Below are 16,357 nucleotides of genomic sequence, written 5' to 3'. Positions count from 1 at the left end.
GAGGTCATCGGTGATTAAGTTACTATAAATTAGATACTCATATTACCTGCAACTGCACTAACCGTTATTATTAGCTGGAGTTATAGCCGCTTGTAACTACCGGCTTTGCCGCTATACACCAAAGCTAACGCACTAGGGTGCTTGCTAGTGACTGATGTATATAAGCCTGCTTGCAACATTACAAATAACTATCCTGATGCACGCGGACAAATAACTTAGTGCCGACTTTACTATAATCCACTTTATATTCACGCCCATCCAATGCTTGAATAAACAGTAAGCGCTTTTCTTCAGCAAATACTTCTGCACTGCTTATATACACGACTTCTAAGTAACGTTCTTTAGCATCACGGCGATTTTTTGGTAGTTCTTCTTTAAATGGCTCAAGTCCATTTTGGGTCACTTTAATTCGCGGATGGATCTCTGAATTAACAATAACTAAATCAAGTTTTTTGTCTTTATGTATTATGGTATTTCGACCACTTTTTAAAAAAGCTCTTTCTTGGCTCATTGGCTTTCCTACTGCCGCGGTTTAATTTTATTGTTGCGACGTTATAAACTCACAGGGGTTACGCTTCCAATTATTTAGGTCGCTACTCATTCCCCATATATTTTTATCTAATACACTTGCGGGTAACAGTAAATCATACCCCGTTAGTAATTTAAGGTGTTTACATCGATTGGCAAACATAGCTATCAAACCACTATAGCTTCCCCCCTGTTGAGAGTGGTAGTGGTTATCTTCTACTAGCCATTCTGATGGACAATCGCCACTTTTGCAATGCACTTTAACCAGCTGCATAAACAGGTTACGCTGCTCTATTAATAATTTACCCGCTATTCTGGGCGCTAATGCAGCTAAAAACTCATCCATATCATTTACTTTTATGCCTATTGCATTAAGTTCAATAACTTCAAATCCGGCCACAATTTTAGGCACTCCACTGTGTTTAAAATTATTATGCGATAGCTGCCAGCCCCCGTATTTATGCTGATAAGTTAACTGTTTGGCTGTTAACAATAAGCTGTAATAAGGCTCTTGGGTTTTAAAAAAACCAATCATTATTGCACCTAAGCAGGCACTGAGCAAAAATATCTCAACGATGGTAATCGTGCCTGGGCGTAATAAGTTAACTAACATAATAACAATTAAACCAATTGCGCCGACAATTAGCGTCTCAGCACCATGGCGCGCTCCTTGCGCACGGTACTTAACAACCGCTGTTTTACATTTTGCCATGCAAATAACACCACCTTATAAAAATAGCAATAATCCTTAACAAAGCTAACTTAGCCAACTTTTGAGTCACTTTACCAGTTCCATTAACACCAATAAATCAGTGCGTTACCACACAGCTAAATACATTTACGCCTAATGCACAAATTAATGGGATATATAACCGTCTTTTCTCGATGTTATTTCGTACAATAGTTATAATTTATTTTCAGGTATGAAAGCAATGTACTCAAGACAATCTGGTAAAGCCCTTTTCCCATTTATTATTACGTTACTCGTTATATTTAGTGTGTACTTATATTTACCACCGAGCCAAGGTGAGCAAACTAATTTTTCTCAAATGGCGACACAAGTTGCGGCCCATACCGTAACTACCCAAGAAAATGCGGTAATGATTGAGGCCATTGGCAGTGCTCGAGCAAACCAAGCGGTGGTTATTACCAGTGCACAAAGTGACTACGTGACAGACATTTACTTTGAAGATGGTGACTTAGTCTCACAAGGGCAAAAGCTAGTACAACTACAAAGCCAGCAAGAGCAAATTGCAGTAAAAGAGTTGAACATTAATTTGCGCGAGGAAAAGCGCCAACTCGACAGACTCACAGAACTGGCGCGCTCACAATCGACTGCCAAGTCATTACTTGAAGAGCAGCTATCACGGGTTGATGCTACCCAAGCGCAATTAGAAAGTGCTAAAACCAAACTCGCAGAAATGACCATCACGGCCCCTTTTTCAGGCATGCTAGGTAAGCGTGAAATTTCGATTGGTGCTTATGTTAATAGCAATTCAATTATTACCACGCTCGATGACATTAGTATTATTAAAGTTGATTTTAAGGTGCCTGAAAAATACTTAGCCCAATTAGCAACGGCGATGAAAGTACTGGCTCAAAACGATGCCTACCCAGAGCATACCTTTGTTGGCAAGGTAACGCATATTAGTTCACGCATTGACTCTGTGACCCGCAGCGTTGAAGTAACCGCCAGCTTTGTTAATAAGTCGGGCTTATTGCGCCCAGGCATGCTGCTTAAAACCGCGTTAGAGCTGAGCAGTAATCAAGCGCTAATGGTGCCCGAAAAAGCGATTATTCCACTACAAGATAAACACTATGTGTACCAAATTCAAAACGGCGTCGCGCAACGGGTAGAAGTTCAAGTTGCGGGCAGAAATAATGGTTGGGTAGCAATAGAAAAAGGGCTACATGATGGCGAGCAAATTATTACTGAGGGGCTCATTAAAATTCGCTCTGGTAGTAAAGTAAGCGTAAAGGGGTAACACGTGAAAATAACCGACACCAGCGTTAAACGCCCCGTTTTTGCCATAGTAATTAACTTACTACTGCTCACCTTTGGTTTAGTTGCTTTTAGCATGTTGCCACTGCGTGAATACCCCGACATTGAAACACCGATTGTTAATATCAGTACGCAATACACTGGCGCCTCAGCAGAAATTATTGAAACGAAAATTACTCAAGTAATAGAAAACCGTATTTCGGGAATTGAAGGGATAAAAAGTATTAACTCTTCAAGTCGTAATGGTCGTTCAAACATTACTATTGAGTTTGATATTAAGCGCGATATCGATGCCGCCTCAAATGATGTACGCGAGCGTGTCGCCCGCGCCCTCGACAGTTTACCAGAGCAAGTACGTCCGCCCGAGGTGTCAAAGTCAAACAGCGACGAAAGCCCCATTGTGTGGTTTGTACTCAATAGTGACAGCATGGATTCAATGCAATTATCAGACTACGCCCAGCGCTATATTGTTGACCGTTTAGCTGTGGTCGATGGCGTGTCGAACGTACGCATAGGTGGCGAGCGTAAGTACGCAATGAAAATTTGGCTTAACCGCCAAGCAATGGCGGCACGGGGTATTACTGCCAGCGATATAGAGCAAATATTGCGTACCGAAAACGTCGAGTTACCGGCCGGTGAAATTGAATCGGTCGACCGTGATTTTACAGTACGTACGGCGCGCAGCTATAAAGATCAGCGTGACTTTGAAAACCTCGTCATAAAGCGTGGTGAGGATGGCTACTTAGTGCGCTTAAACGAAGTGGCCGATGTGCATTTAGAAGCCGCCGACGAAGAAAGCTTATTTCGCGGTAATGGCCGTAACATGATTGGTTTAGGCATAGTAAAGCAAGCTAAAGCGAATACCTTAACCGTGGTTGATAACGCCCGTGCCGAACTTGAAAAAATAAAGCGCAACCTACCAAAAGGCACCACCATTGAAGACAGTTATGACTCGTCAATTTTTATCAAAGAGTCAATTAACGAAGTGTATCGCACTTTGGCTATTTCGATGGCGCTTGTGGTGCTTATTATTTTTTTATTTTTAGGTAATATTCGCGCTACGCTTATTCCCGCGGTGACCGTGCCGGTGGCGCTAGTCAGCAGCTTTATGTTCTTACTCGCGATGGGTTATTCAATCAACCTACTTACCTTACTCGCACTGGTGTTAGCCATAGGTTTAGTGGTTGATGATGCTATTGTAATGCTGGAAAACATTCACCGTCGTATTGAGCTTGGCGAGCCTCCCCTACTTGCAGCGTATAGAGGCGCACGCGAAGTGGGCTTTGCAATTATAGCCACCACGTTAGTGCTTATTTCGGTGTTTGTACCACTGGTGTTTATGGATGGCCGAATTGGTGCATTATTTACCGAATTTGCCATGGCGGTCAGCGCAGCCGTATTCTTTTCAAGCATTACCGCGTTAACCTTATCCCCAGCGCTGTGCTCTAAAGTATTAAAAGCCTCTGAAAAAGAAAGTAAATTTAGCCAAGCTATGAACCGCTTTTTTACGCGAGTTGAGAATAGCTACCGTCGCTCATTGGCTACAAATATGACCCGCAAATGGGGCTTGATGATCACCCTATTACTCGCTGGATTTGTCAGCTATTCATTATTTTCACACATCCCATCGGAGCTCACTCCAAAAGAAGACCGCGGTACTTTCTTTGTAATGATGAGTGGCCCTGAAGGTGCAAGTTACGAAAACAACGCTGCTAATATGAGCCAAATTGAACAACGCTTATTACCTTATGCAGAGGCTGGCGAACTGAGTCGCGTACTGGTACGCGTTCCTGGCTGGGGTGGCAGTGGCGGTGTGGCGATTGTTGGTATGGCCGATTGGGATAAACGCAGCCGTTCTACTTGGCAGATCATGGACGAAATAAGCACCAAAATGCAAGAAGTTACCGATGTGCGAGCCTTTGCTATTATGCGCCGCGGTATTGGCGGTGGCGGCTCGTCACGCCCGATTGAGTTTGTGCTACAAGGTAATGATTATGCACAACTAGCCGACTGGCGCGATCGTATTATTAAACGTGCTGAAGAAAATCCAGGTTTGGTAAGAATTGATCATGACTATAAAGAAACTTTCCCACAATTTTTAGTCAGCATTGATAAAAACAAAGCCGCCGATTTAGGTATTTCTGTCTCAGATGTAGGGCGTACACTCGAAACCATGCTTGGCCAACGTCGCGTCACGACCTTTATTGACCGGGGCGAAGAATACGATGTGATTTTAAAAGGCACTAAAGCCGATTTTGCTAACCCAACTGATATCTCTAATATTTATCTTAAGTCGCGCAGTGGTCAACTGGTGCCTTTAGATAGTTTGATTAGCCTAACAGAAGAAGCCACCGCATCGCGCCTAAACCGCTATAACCGCATGCGTGCCATTACCCTGAGCGCTAACTTAGCCGATGGCTATACGCTCGAACAAGCACTTAGCTTTTTAAATAAAGTGGCTATGGAAGAAAATGACATTGATGGCGCCATAGATTACAAAGGCGAATCGCAGTTATTTTACGAAGGCGCCTCAGCAATGGTCTATGTGTTTATTTTAGCGCTGACGGTTACCTTTTTAGTGCTCGCAGCGCAGTTTGAAAGCTTTATTCACCCGTTTGTTATTATGCTGACGGTGCCTCTGGGCTTAATGGGAGCAATGTTTGGCTTGTGGGCCACGGGGCTGACACTCAACATTTATAGTCAAATTGGTATTGTAATGCTGATTGGCTTAAGCGCTAAAAACGGCATACTTATTGTTGAATTTACTAACCAGCTGCGCGATAAAGGCGTAGAGTTTAGTGAGGCGGTTTTACAAGCAGCGACCCTACGTTTACGCCCTATAATAATGACGTCATTGACCACAGTAATGAGTGCAGTGCCGTTAGTACTAGCATCAGGCCCGGGAGCTGAAAGCCGTATGGTAATTGGTGTTGTGGTATTTGCAGGAGTTATTGTTTCGACCTTATTAACCTTGTTTGTAGTGCCTTCGGCCTATTATGCGTTGGCGCGTAACACGCAATCACCCGAGTTTTTACAACAAAAACTAACAAAACAAGCAACGGCCAAGCCTGTCGAAGAAATTTAATAACGCTCCCCCTTCTGCGCCGTGATCTTGCTGTTACGGCGCTTTAGACTTATGCTCACAGGGTATTATCGACTCCCCCACATCTTCTTTTTTAGGGAATATTTATGAACTCAACATCCCAAGTAGCGACTTTTGGTGGCGGCTGTTTTTGGTGTATTGACGCGGCTTTTAGGCGGGTTAAAGGTGTATTGGTGGTGCACTCTGGTTACACCGGTGGACATACCGCCACACCGACCTACGAATCAGTTTGTAGTGGCAACACCGGCCACGCCGAAGTGGTACGGATTGAATTTGACAGCTCAGTAGTTAGCTATGAGACCTTATTAGCAATGTTTTTTACTCTGCATGATGCAACACAGCTGAATCGCCAAGGAAACGACATAGGGACGCAGTATCGCAGTGTGGTGTATTACCATACTCGCGAGCAACACGCACAAACCATTGCCGCTATTGCTCAATTACAGGCTCACCTTGACGAGCCGATTGTCACTGAAATTAGCCCCGCAACGCAGTTTTATCCAGCGGAGCAGTTTCATCAAGATTACTATAACCAGAACCCGCAACAAGGGTACTGCAGTATCTTAATTGCACCTAAATTGCAAAAGTTTGCCACTGTATTTAAAGCATTTTTGGCGAATTAAAGCTGGGTGCCCGCAAATAAAGAAGCCCGCTGTTTAGCGGGCTTTTTGTCTTTAAATTAAATGTTTAAAACTGGTAGCTGGCACCAGCAAAAAAGCGCCGCTCTGCGGTGTTATAATAATAGACCTCACCGGTGGTGAAGTCAGCATGTGAGTCAACCGCGTTATACTCTTTATCAAACAGGTTTTCGACTCGAAGCGAAACTGTGACATGCTCATTAACTTGGTAGTTAGCCGCTAGATTCCAAAGCGTATATGCACTTAATTTAGTGAGTTTACCCTCGCGCTGGCTACGGTATTGCATGCTAAAACCGGCATCAAAATCGCCCCATTGCTTAGCTACCGACCAATTAACTGAGCGTGGTGAAACATAAGTTTGCGCAGCGCCTGTTTCACTATTTTTAGCACTTAAATAAGTAAAGTTAAGCTGATTATCGAAGCCCAATACGTCATTAGCAAAGCTAAACTCAACCCCTTCATGACGTGCCTTATTAATATTTTCTGGTTGCCAATCTCCGGCGGCATTCGGTGCCCACGCAATAAGGTTCTCAATCTCATTTCTGAAGATGGCCACTTCAACTGTTGCCTGTGAAAAATCTAAGCTTAAGCCAATTTCCTGATTCACTGACGTTTCGGGTGCTAAGTCAGCATTACCAGAAAACGGATAATACAGATCATTAAATGTAGGCGCTTTAAAGCCACTACTTTGGCTTATTCTAAAGGTTGCATTGTTATGTAAATGATAACCCAAAGCGGCAGTGTATGTTGTTTCATCACCAAAATATTGGTCGTTATCGTAGCGTACCGCTAAATTTGCCAGCAGCTTTTCGTCGTCATAATAAGCGCCGATAAAACCTGCCAACACTTCACGGCTGTCTTTAGCATAATCACCTGAGGTACCTGAAATATCATCTTTGTACCAGTTTACTCCGCCGCTGAACTCTAACGTTTCAGCGACTTGGTAGTGGCTAGTGTAATCTAGTTGCTTTCGTTGTGTTTCAAACACATCAACCACCGTGGCACCGGTGTAATCTATGCGGTAATTATCAGCAGCATCACTTGAAAATGCCAGTTTAATAGCATGCGTGTGCGTATCAAATGACTTTTCCCAGCCTAAGGCTGTTTGGTAGTTCTGAAACTCGTTATTTTCTACCTCGCTATCGACTAAAGAAAAGGCACTGTCATAGTGTGCATGTCCTTCGCTGTATTGCCCAAGTAGTTTAAATTTACCTAGCTGGGCATCTACATAGCTAATGTTGAAGCCAATGTTTTTATTTTTATAGTCATCTTCATCAGCTGCAACACCTTGTAGCACATCAAAACCATCTGTTTTTTCAATCCCTGCATTAAACGAGGCTGTGGTTGCCCCACTAGCATGGGTACCTGCTATTTGGTAATTTTGGTAAGCGTCTGAACCAAACGTAGCATCAAGCGTTAGCGATGTTGCTTTACGGGTAATAATATTAATAACCCCTGCTAACGCATCCGAGCCATATACTGCGGCTCGAGAGCCCTTTACTATTTCAATGCGCTCAATTGAATTAAGCGCAATATTACTGATGGCGGTATAGCCAAGCGTTGCTGACCCTGTACGTACCCCATCAACCAATACTAACGTGTGCCGCGTGCCAGAGCCGCGTAACGACACACCTGAATTTTGTCCAAAGCCACCATTTGCATTAATTTGAAAGCCCACTTGAGTCGCTAATAAGCTAGGCAAGTCGCGTACATTACTGCGCTCAATATCACTGCGCTCAATAAGTACAACACTTGCCAATACATTATTAATTGACTGCTCAAATTTATTAGCGGTAACGGTAATTTTTTCAATTGGTTGCTCTGTAGCAGATACAGAGAATGATAGCGCCGCCGAAATTGCAACGCCTAGAGTAGTTTTAGTTAACATGATGTCCCCTGTCTTTGCCCACCGCAAAGAGGTTAGAAAGTAAGATTACATCAAGGCCGGTCTCCGGACTCAGTAAACACTTCAATAAGCATTAATACTTTACCGTTGCGGGGGCAGTGTTGGCATTGCCTTCATCACTGAAGTCGCACCAACTTCCCGATTATCTTGCCAAATATTTCAATACGTTGAAATAAAGACACTTAGCAAGCACCTTGAAAATAGGTCGTTATTGTGAGTATTTTGGTTACAAATGTCAATGGACGGCTATACATCTAAATATTACAGAGCTTATAAAAACAAATACCTTCTAGAGTGCTATGCTACTTGGTGGCATAATTAACAAATGGTTAAATGCTCACGCGAAGATCTGCTTATAGCACCGTGCCTTACAACTTAAGGATGCTAATAATACGCTTGAGGTACTTTTTCTTGACGTTATTGGTAAAGCTACAACAACTTTAATTATTTGCATTAAAGCAACGCAAGTTTCTGAATTTAATACTAGAAAGGTCGAGTTACTGCAAAACCAATAACAAGAGCTTCTTGATCATTTACAAAGTCCACGGCAATAGCTGGCGCAATACCAAATTCGCCAATATGAAAATCATAAGCTGCACTGAGGCGGTATAATGTATCGCTGTGTGAATGACTTCCGCCAACACGCTCTTCACCTATCCCCACTCCTAATCGTATGCTTTTGTTAGGGTGAAAGTATGCCGATGCTAAAGAGACGCTTACCCCATCACCATGGTGAGCATTATTAGTACGTTCGTAAATCAACCCTAATCCCCACTGCTTATCGAGCTTATACTCATACTCAACACCAAAAGTAAACTCGGCTTCATTATCAATATGAGTAACACCAATAAACACACCCGGAATATGTTTAACTTGCTCATTTGCTTGAGCCGCTACTCCCCCTATCATTAACAACATATAGGTAATCTTTAATATACAATTTTTCATTTATCACTCGCAGGCAAGGCCATTAGCTGAACAAAAATAGTTCTATTAACTATTGTTTAGCTTGGTCAGTTTTACAATAGAGTGAGGAGTAATTTATGGTGATTGTATGTCTATTTTAACGTCGCTGCATCCACCCGCGAGATGTGCTGCTAATAACCCTCGGAGAATAAAATAAAATGGGAGTAATGAAGTGACTCCCATTTTATTAAGCCATTAAAATTAATCGCGGAAGTTTTTAAACTGGAATGGTTGCCCTAAATCGGCACTACGTACTACTTGCATTGCCTCCTGAAGATCGTCACGTTTTTTACCGGTTACGCGCACTTCTTCGCCTTGAATTGCAGCTTGTACCTTAACCTTAGAATCTTTAATCGCTTTCACTACTTTTTTAGCCATGTCTTTCTCGATACCTTGCTTTAAAGCAACGTTACGAAACACATTTTTACCTGCACGACTAATATCTTGCAGCTCAAGACTCGCTACATCCATGCCACGCTTAGATATTTTACTGGCTAAAATATCAAATAATTGCATAACCTGAGAGTCTGCTTCCGCTTTAAGCTTAATTACTTTGTCATTAAGTTCAATAGATGCGTCAACACCTCTAAAGTCAAAGCGTGTTTCTAATTCACGGTTTGCATTATCTACCGCGTTTTTAGCTTCGTTCATTTCTACTTCTGATACAATATCAAATGAAGGCATTGCTTTCTCCTAACTATTTAATCTTAATTTATACGTAACCTTATAAAGCGATTATACCGCTAAAAATATAAATCTTTACACTTTTATGCACTTTGTTCAGCTACGATACGTTATTAGTTTGATATACTACGGTCTCTTTTTTAAGCGATTGTAGGATTTGTCGTGACAAGGCGTGTTTATCAAGCAATTTTTTTGCTCAGTATTGTGGCGTTTACTTTTTTATTTGCTAAAGAAATAAAAGGCGTTGGCAACCTATTTCCGCATGTTGATAAAGTCGCCCACTTTGGCGTTTTCTTTATACTGGCCATGATCATGGATAAAGCGTTTAAACTGCCTTTATATGTGCAAATTTTATTGTTGGCAGGTTATGGGGCTGCAATTGAAATAATGCAACATACTCTCCCTTATCGACACGCCTCGCTGGCCGATTTTATTGCTGACTTTGCCGGTGCGGCAAGTTACTTTTTTATCAAAGTTATTTATCCTTTTAGCAAAAAGAACCGTCATGACTAACATTCTTATTGTGGGTGATGGTGCAATTGGCTTACTGTTTAGCCACTTTTTAAGTAGCCAGCATAAAGTCACTGTTTTAACTCGTAAAAACAGCAAAAACACGCGTTTTTACAGTCATAAAAACCAACCATCACAAGCTATTAACGCGCAATTTATCTCACTCGAGCAGTTACCACATTTAGCCGAATTTGATGTGGTTTTATTTGCCGTAAAGGCATTTCAGGTTGCCGATGCGTTTGCGCAATTAAAACCTTATTTAAATAGCCGCTGCGCCATCATACTTTCGCATAATGGGATGGGCAATGTTGAACAGCTAAATGCGGAGTTAGGCGCTGATCAAGCATTGTATTTTCTTACCACCACAATGGCGGGATTTAAATCGAATCATTATATAGTGCAGCACACCGGCGAAGGACATAGCATTCTCGGTGGTTGTAATCCCTTGGCCTTAAAAAACAGCGCAAACATGACCGCGTTGTTAAAAGCCATTCCTCATTTAACGAGTACCGAGATTATTCATCAGCTGCGCTTTAAAAAGCTGCTGGTTAATATTGCTATTAACCCGCTAACGGCACTCTACAATATTAAAAATGGTCAGCTGCGCAGCCCTATATACTGCACCACTATTATGAATCTACTTGCCGAGGCATGTCATATTGCTAAAGCGCAACAGCTTGATATTTCATTAGTCAGCGCCCTAAATAGCGCCTACAGCGTAATGACCCTTACCGCCGAAAATTACTCCTCTATGCAACAAGATATAGCCCATAACCGCACCAGTGAGATAGCCGCTATTTGTGGTTATATAAGTGAGCAAGGAAAGCGCTATAAGGTGAAAACGCCCTACAATGATATGATGCTGATGAAAATTGAGGCAAAAAAAAGCGCGGTTTAAAACCACGCTATTCATATTTCAGTTGCTTTACGGACGATATACTTTAACGTTAGTAAAGCCTTGCTCGTGTAAAATAAGCGCTTGCAACTGACTCATTACCCCGCGTTCGCAATAGAGGTAATAGTCTTTATCTTTTGCTAAATCACCAAACTTAGTGGCTAAGCGGAAAAATGGCAAGTGGATAACTTCGATACCGTCTAGCTCTAATGGTGCAGCATCTTCTTCTTCTGGAGAGCGAATATCAACTACCACAGCCCCTGCTGGTAACTGGGCAACCGACTCAGCTTCTTTTAGCTCTTGCTTGGCTTCTACGTCAATATCGCGAATATCCATTACACGGGCATTTTCAACCACAGTATTAAGTACATCAAAGTCAAACTTCTCTTCTTCAGCTTTGATCACCTCAATTTTTGCTTTAACGGTAGGTTTTTTAGAAATTACACCACAATATTCTGGCATGGTTTCGGCCATTTCAGCGGTGCCTATTTGCCGCGCAATATTGATAATTTCTTGTTTATCGTGCTGGATCAGCGGACGTAAAATCAATGTTTCGGTGACTCGGTCTATCACGCTTAAGTTAGCTAATGTTTGGCTTGAAACCTGACCTATACTCTCACCGGTTACCAGCGCCTGTATATTCAGCTTTTCAGCCACCTTGCTGCCGGCACGCATCATCATGCGCTTGAGCACCACACCCATTTGACTGTTTTCAACATTTTCAAGAATTTCAGCTACCACAGGCTCAAAATCAACGGTGATAAATTTAACTTTGTGCGTAGAGCTATACTTTTTCCATAAAAAGTAGCTTGCTTGCTTTACACCAATTTCGTGTGCAGCGCCGCCCAAATTAAAGAATAAAAAGTGCGTACGTGCTCCTTTACGGATCATTTGATAGCTGGCGACACCTGAGTCAAAGCCACCCGACATCAACGACAGAACATCTTCTTGGGTTGGCAACGGAAAACCCGCCATCCCTAAATGGGTATGCGACACGATATAAGCTTTATCATCTTTTACTTCAAGGCGAATGGTTACTTCTGGGCGGCTCAGTTTTACGCTTGCACCTTCAATATTTTGATTTAATCCCCCCCCGACATAACGCTCTAAGTCAGTTGAGGTAAAATCATGAGTGCCTATGCGCTTCGCGCGCACACAGAATGTTTTGCCCACCAAGGTATGACCAATCAACGCGATGGTTTTTTTATAAATATCGTCAAGTGTTGTAAAGTCTGTTTCGGTTACTTCAATAAACTGCACAATACCCGGAATGCGCTTCAAGCTATCAATAAACTCACTGCGCACTTGCTCACCTTCAAGCTGCGTCGTTACTGAAATATTATCCCAGTTATTTCTTACTTGTACTTTTTCGTCAATACGACGCAATACAATTTTAATGTTATTTTCTAACACCTTAGTAAAGCGTTTACGAACCGAGCGGCTTTTGATGGCAATTTCAGGATGTAGTTTGACGATAAATTTAAGCATAGTTCACTCTTAGACTGCGGGAATTCGCGCTCCCAGGCATTGGGCGCGCGATTATAGCAAAAAAACTAACGTCTAGGAAATAGCCGCCAGTGAAGTTTCAATGATTGAAGAATGAAAGCTCAATGAAAGCGCAAACATAACTAACCTTTAGGTCACTGAGTGAGCGTCTAAACCATGCGCTGTACTAATGACTGGCGGCTTTATTTACTTGAAGCGGAATTAGCAAGCTGAGTATATTTTGCTGTTAATTGATTCATTTTATCGATGTTTTTATCGGTACTATAAGCTCTAAATAACGCTAACACTTTTAAAATGCCATGATAAATATCTTGCTCTGCCAAAGCACCACTTAGCCTACGCGCTTTAATATAAGGAGTCCAAAAGCTCACCGTTAACTTTAATGTGTGGGCAAGTTCAAGCACATCAGGCTCATCTATTGCAATCATACCGCTATCACGCAAGCCAAGAATTATATTACGCACTTGCTCGAGTAAGGTTAATTGAAAATCGATATAGGCTTGTTTTAACTGCGGATCACGCGCCAAAATATCGCCAAGGTTGTCGTAAAAAAAATGGTAGCGCCACATTAATTCAAACAATGAATCTAAATAAACCGTTAAATGGTTAAATGCATCATCGCCTTTATCAATCGGTTTAAAATGCGTGTTTAAGTGCTCGCGGTATAAAGCAAAAATATGACGTAAAATGTCTTCTTTATTTTTAAAGTGGTAGTAAAGGTTACCTGGGCTCATACCTAGATGCGACGCGATGTGATTCGTTGATATTGCTCGCTCACCATGCTCATTAAATAATGAAATGCTGGTGTGTATTATTTTATCCTTGGTATTCATAAGCTAACACTCTATTTTATTCAACAAGTTACATTTCACTAAACTAAGTACCTTAGTATAAACAAAAATAGTAAAATTAAACACTATGAGCACGTGCTTAAACCCGTTGCCTTAAATTAGTAAACAATTATAGTGAAAAAAATGCTTTGCAGATGTTCGATATAATGCGTTATTTACAATAAAGTGAGATAGTAATTTAATTTACTAACTGTTCACATTTAAAAAATGGCTATTTGTATTGATAATTCACACTAAGCTGATTTGTATAAAAAACACTGTTACACTTATGCTAAAAATAATACAAAGCGATATTTATGAAAATTACTGCAATTTATCCTGGCACTTTTGATCCGCTAACCAACGGGCACACCGACCTTATTCATCGCGCCGCAAAAATGTTTGATACGGTGATTGTTGCGGTAGCTCATAACCCCAGTAAACAACCTTGCTTTAGCCTTGATGAGCGCGTTGCGCTGGCTAACAGCCTTTTACAGCACCTAAACAATGTTAAAGTGATTGGCTTTTCTGGACTGCTGGCTGATTTAGCGCGAGATCATCAGGCCAATGTGTTGATAAGGGGCATTAGAGCGGTTTCTGATTTTGACTATGAATTCCAACTCGCTAATATGAACCGCCGCCTCAACCCTGACTTAGAGAGTGTATTTTTAACCCCCGCAGAGCGAAATTCGTTTATTTCGTCTACCTTAGTTAAAGAAGTTGCGCGTCATAATGGTGATGTTAGCGAATTTGTCGATCCGATTGTTCAAGCTGCACTTAATGATAAGTTAGGCTGTAGCTATAGCTAACTGAGTAAGTAGCGTGCTATTTCAGTACGCTATGCTATATACGGCGAATATTCAGATAACCCGCCCGTGTTTGCTTAAACGCCCACTCTAGCCCTAAAATGTCTTTATTTACAATTAATGCCAGCGCCATTAATAAATCAATTGAAATAGTTCCAATAGCGTACACCGCCCAAAACCACCAGTAATCTTCATTTTTTAAAATCACAACATCGTAATGCATACCTAAGAATAACAACGCATTTACACTCATCCCTGTTATTAAGTATATAAGCGCTGCAGGCGTGGCAAATTTAGTTTTAGCGTACCATATCAATACGATGAAAATAGTAACGGCATCACACATAAAATAATCTAAGTAAGTAACAGCATCTAAACTTAGAAAAGAGCTTAAAAAGTAAGAAACCATCATAATACACGACAGCTGTACAGCGCTTTTATTTGGCTTATTTATACTTGACGATAAATGAAATAAAAAAGCCACTAAGAAAAACCAAGCGATAAATGCACTAATATTCTCGCCTAACTCAACAAGTACCCAGAGAAACTCATTCATAGTTAATTAAGACCTGAGGCTGATTTTAGCGTTTTTCAAAGTGCCAAATAAAAAACCTTTCAGCTTCATTAAACCTAAAAAGTCCCTATTGATAACAAGGGCGCATATCATCATTAAATCAATAACGTTAACACCAAATGAATAAACACTCCAAAACCACCACGGCTGATAATTTTCAGTTATGAAAATATCATAATGCATCCCAAAAAAAAGCGATGCATTAATCATCAAACCAATAAGCAAATAATAATACGCGGCAGCTTTTGTTATATAGCGCCCTAAAATAACAATGGTTGCTAATGTAAAAATATCGAATGCAAAATATTCGAAGTATGTAATAGTATCAATAGCTACAAATATGCTCGCAGAATATGAGCTAAACATAACAAACGAGAGGAAAACCAATGCTTTATCTTTTTTGTTAATACTCGTAACTATCGAGTACAAAAAAGTCATTAAAAAACCCCATTGCACGAAAGCTGCTATATATTGGCTAACTATTATTTCAAGAGTCATTTTTAAAATGTTTTTTAAAGTTAAATCTCATATTAAAGCCTATTAATAGTTATTTATCGAAACAATGTATAAAGGTTTTGAGCTTTCAGGTAGATCTCAAGTTACTACTAAACTAGGTTTAACTTAGGGATGCGAGAATAACATAAAAAAGGAGTGGCGAAATATAACAACCATGGAAAGAGTACTCAAAGTTTTAGCTCTAATACTCTATGACTAAGTTAAGTGAATAGTCTAGTACACTAATTAGTTGAGGTATAACTATGTAGAGATAATATTTTATTTTTTAGTTTGTGTAGTGCAAGGAAGTCACGGTCAACAATTAAAGCAACAATCATAAACAAATCAATTATATTAACTGAAAATGTATAAATATCCCAAAAAAACCAAGGTGTTGTATTTTGATTCACATATATGTCGATATACATACATAAACTGAAGATTGAGTTAAGTGCAAGTCCTAAAATAATATAGAAATAAGAGGGAGTAGTCTTTTTTATGACTAGATATGCTAATGCTAATATGGCAATAGTTGCATAATCATATAAGGCCCAGTCTAAATAAACAGAATTTCGCACTGATAACCAAGTAAAAAAATAATCCGATGCAAAATAAGAGCCCATCATAATAAATGAACTGAGTAATAAGGTTGTATTTCTTTTCACACCCAAAGTATAAATAAAGATGTTAAAAAAAAATGCCATCATAAACCCCCATGAGGCAAATGCTGACAGAGAAAACAACCCAAAAAACTCAGTTAAAAACATTTAGTATCCATTTATTATCACTTATTTGGGGCGAACAACAATAACCCCACCGCGTTGAAGTTCTGCACCGCCCGCGGCTGCCATTGCTTCTTGAGAAAAGCTTACTGTATCAGATTGCAGTGTTTTAGGGCTAGCAGTTTGTTCCAT

General features: G+C 40.7%; 16 protein-coding genes and 1 riboswitch. Of the genes, 6 read left to right on the top strand and 10 right to left on the bottom strand.

From position 1 onward, the window contains the following. Positions 1-178: 178 nt before the first annotated feature. Together ABYB02_RS01585 and ABYB02_RS01580 are read right to left on the bottom strand one after the other, a co-directional pair. Positions 179-511: a hypothetical protein gene (locus ABYB02_RS01585; RefSeq protein ID WP_372760382.1), complete on the bottom strand. Its 333-nt coding sequence runs from the start codon at positions 509-511 to the stop codon at positions 179-181. Positions 512-538: 27 nt separating this feature from the next. After that, positions 539-1,240, bottom strand: coding sequence for a DUF2982 domain-containing protein (locus tag ABYB02_RS01580; protein WP_372760380.1), 702 nt, complete (start codon positions 1,238-1,240; stop codon positions 539-541). Between the two features lie 220 nt (positions 1,241-1,460). Here ABYB02_RS01580 and ABYB02_RS01575 point away from each other — a divergent pair, with 220 nt between their 5' ends. From ABYB02_RS01575 to msrA, 3 genes are all read left to right on the top strand, one after another. Then, entirely contained in the window at positions 1,461-2,513 is a 1,053-nt protein-coding gene (locus ABYB02_RS01575) for an efflux RND transporter periplasmic adaptor subunit (protein ID WP_372760378.1), read from the top strand. Between the two features lie 3 nt (positions 2,514-2,516). Continuing rightward, positions 2,517-5,615 (top strand): efflux RND transporter permease subunit, encoded by a 3,099-nt coding sequence (locus tag ABYB02_RS01570; RefSeq protein ID WP_372760376.1) that lies wholly within the window; start codon positions 2,517-2,519, stop codon positions 5,613-5,615. Positions 5,616-5,719: 104 nt separating this feature from the next. Further along, positions 5,720-6,256, top strand: coding sequence for a peptide-methionine (S)-S-oxide reductase MsrA (gene msrA, locus ABYB02_RS01565; protein WP_372760374.1), 537 nt, complete (start codon positions 5,720-5,722; stop codon positions 6,254-6,256). A 64-nt stretch (positions 6,257-6,320) separates the two neighbouring features. On the opposite strand, the gene ABYB02_RS01560 is transcribed toward msrA, so the two are convergent. The 3 genes from ABYB02_RS01560 to ABYB02_RS01550 all read right to left on the bottom strand — a co-directional run bounded on the left by ABYB02_RS01560 (position 6,321) and on the right by ABYB02_RS01550 (position 9,827). Continuing rightward, positions 6,321-8,159, bottom strand: coding sequence for a TonB-dependent receptor domain-containing protein (locus tag ABYB02_RS01560; RefSeq protein WP_372760372.1), 1,839 nt, complete (start codon positions 8,157-8,159; stop codon positions 6,321-6,323). Positions 8,160-8,195: 36 nt separating this feature from the next. Then, positions 8,196-8,362: riboswitch (cobalamin riboswitch) on the bottom strand. Between the two features lie 298 nt (positions 8,363-8,660). Further along, positions 8,661-9,095, bottom strand: a complete 435-nt coding sequence (locus ABYB02_RS01555; RefSeq protein ID WP_372760370.1) for a hypothetical protein — start codon at positions 9,093-9,095, stop codon at positions 8,661-8,663. A gap of 249 nt (positions 9,096-9,344) precedes the next feature. Then, positions 9,345-9,827 carry a YajQ family cyclic di-GMP-binding protein gene (locus ABYB02_RS01550; RefSeq protein ID WP_372760368.1) on the bottom strand — a complete coding sequence of 161 codons (483 nt, stop codon included), beginning with the start codon at positions 9,825-9,827 and terminating at the stop codon, positions 9,345-9,347. 162 nt (positions 9,828-9,989) lie between these two features. On the opposite strand from ABYB02_RS01550, the gene ABYB02_RS01545 reads away from it, so the two are divergent. Continuing rightward, positions 9,990-10,340 (top strand): VanZ family protein, encoded by a 351-nt coding sequence (locus ABYB02_RS01545; protein ID WP_372760366.1) that lies wholly within the window; start codon positions 9,990-9,992, stop codon positions 10,338-10,340. Further along, positions 10,333-11,235, top strand: coding sequence for a ketopantoate reductase family protein (locus tag ABYB02_RS01540; RefSeq protein ID WP_372760364.1), 903 nt, complete (start codon positions 10,333-10,335; stop codon positions 11,233-11,235). The genes ABYB02_RS01545 and ABYB02_RS01540 overlap by 8 nt, the downstream gene beginning before the upstream one ends. A 27-nt stretch (positions 11,236-11,262) precedes the next feature. On the opposite strand, the gene thiI is transcribed toward ABYB02_RS01540, so the two are convergent. Both thiI and ABYB02_RS01530 read right to left on the bottom strand, forming a co-directional pair. Beyond that, complete coding sequence (gene thiI, locus ABYB02_RS01535; RefSeq protein ID WP_372760362.1) at positions 11,263-12,720, bottom strand: tRNA uracil 4-sulfurtransferase ThiI; 1,458 nt, start codon at positions 12,718-12,720, stop codon at positions 11,263-11,265. Between the two features lie 200 nt (positions 12,721-12,920). Next, complete coding sequence (locus tag ABYB02_RS01530) at positions 12,921-13,571, bottom strand: TetR/AcrR family transcriptional regulator (protein WP_372760360.1); 651 nt, start codon at positions 13,569-13,571, stop codon at positions 12,921-12,923. 314 nt (positions 13,572-13,885) lie between these two features. Here ABYB02_RS01530 and coaD point away from each other — a divergent pair, with 314 nt between their 5' ends. Continuing rightward, a complete protein-coding gene (gene coaD, locus ABYB02_RS01525; protein ID WP_372760358.1) occupies positions 13,886-14,377 on the top strand; it encodes a pantetheine-phosphate adenylyltransferase in 492 nt (163 codons plus the stop codon). Between the two features lie 34 nt (positions 14,378-14,411). Here the strand turns inward: coaD and ABYB02_RS01520 are convergent, their stop codons facing one another. The 3 genes from ABYB02_RS01520 to ABYB02_RS01510 form a co-directional block, all read right to left on the bottom strand. Continuing rightward, positions 14,412-14,930, bottom strand: coding sequence for a hypothetical protein (locus ABYB02_RS01520; protein ID WP_372760356.1), 519 nt, complete (start codon positions 14,928-14,930; stop codon positions 14,412-14,414). 6 nt (positions 14,931-14,936) lie between these two features. Continuing rightward, positions 14,937-15,446, bottom strand: coding sequence for a hypothetical protein (locus ABYB02_RS01515; protein WP_372760354.1), 510 nt, complete (start codon positions 15,444-15,446; stop codon positions 14,937-14,939). A 239-nt stretch (positions 15,447-15,685) separates the two neighbouring features. Next, positions 15,686-16,210, bottom strand: a complete 525-nt coding sequence (locus tag ABYB02_RS01510) for a hypothetical protein (protein WP_372760352.1) — start codon at positions 16,208-16,210, stop codon at positions 15,686-15,688. Between the last annotated feature and the right edge of the window lie 147 nt (positions 16,211-16,357).

This window comes from Pseudoalteromonas sp. (genome assembly GCF_041613455.1).
In the GTDB taxonomy this organism is placed as follows: Bacteria; Pseudomonadota; Gammaproteobacteria; order Enterobacterales; family Alteromonadaceae; genus Pseudoalteromonas.
This window is presented reverse-complemented; position numbering and strand designations above follow the sequence as displayed.

Excerpts from the sequence above, each read along its gene's own strand:
- ABYB02_RS01560 (WP_372760372.1), bottom strand. The coding sequence starts at position 8,159 with ATGTTAACTAAAACTACTCTAGGCGTTGCAATTTCGGCGGCGCTATCA.
- ABYB02_RS01575 (WP_372760378.1), top strand. The coding sequence starts at position 1,461 with ATGTACTCAAGACAATCTGGTAAAGCCCTTTTCCCATTTATTATTACG.
- ABYB02_RS01510 (WP_372760352.1), bottom strand. The coding sequence starts at position 16,210 with ATGTTTTTAACTGAGTTTTTTGGGTTGTTTTCTCTGTCAGCATTTGCC.
- ABYB02_RS01550 (WP_372760368.1), bottom strand. The coding sequence starts at position 9,827 with ATGCCTTCATTTGATATTGTATCAGAAGTAGAAATGAACGAAGCTAAA.
- ABYB02_RS01530 (WP_372760360.1), bottom strand. The coding sequence starts at position 13,571 with ATGAATACCAAGGATAAAATAATACACACCAGCATTTCATTATTTAAT.
- ABYB02_RS01540 (WP_372760364.1), top strand. The coding sequence starts at position 10,333 with ATGACTAACATTCTTATTGTGGGTGATGGTGCAATTGGCTTACTGTTT.
- ABYB02_RS01580 (WP_372760380.1), bottom strand. The coding sequence starts at position 1,240 with ATGGCAAAATGTAAAACAGCGGTTGTTAAGTACCGTGCGCAAGGAGCG.
- coaD (WP_372760358.1), top strand. The coding sequence starts at position 13,886 with ATGAAAATTACTGCAATTTATCCTGGCACTTTTGATCCGCTAACCAAC.
- thiI (WP_372760362.1), bottom strand. The coding sequence starts at position 12,720 with ATGCTTAAATTTATCGTCAAACTACATCCTGAAATTGCCATCAAAAGC.
- ABYB02_RS01515 (WP_372760354.1), bottom strand. The coding sequence starts at position 15,446 with ATGACTCTTGAAATAATAGTTAGCCAATATATAGCAGCTTTCGTGCAA.
- ABYB02_RS01585 (WP_372760382.1), bottom strand. The coding sequence starts at position 511 with ATGAGCCAAGAAAGAGCTTTTTTAAAAAGTGGTCGAAATACCATAATA.
- msrA (WP_372760374.1), top strand. The coding sequence starts at position 5,720 with ATGAACTCAACATCCCAAGTAGCGACTTTTGGTGGCGGCTGTTTTTGG.
- ABYB02_RS01520 (WP_372760356.1), bottom strand. The coding sequence starts at position 14,930 with ATGAATGAGTTTCTCTGGGTACTTGTTGAGTTAGGCGAGAATATTAGT.
- ABYB02_RS01555 (WP_372760370.1), bottom strand. The coding sequence starts at position 9,095 with ATGTTGTTAATGATAGGGGGAGTAGCGGCTCAAGCAAATGAGCAAGTT.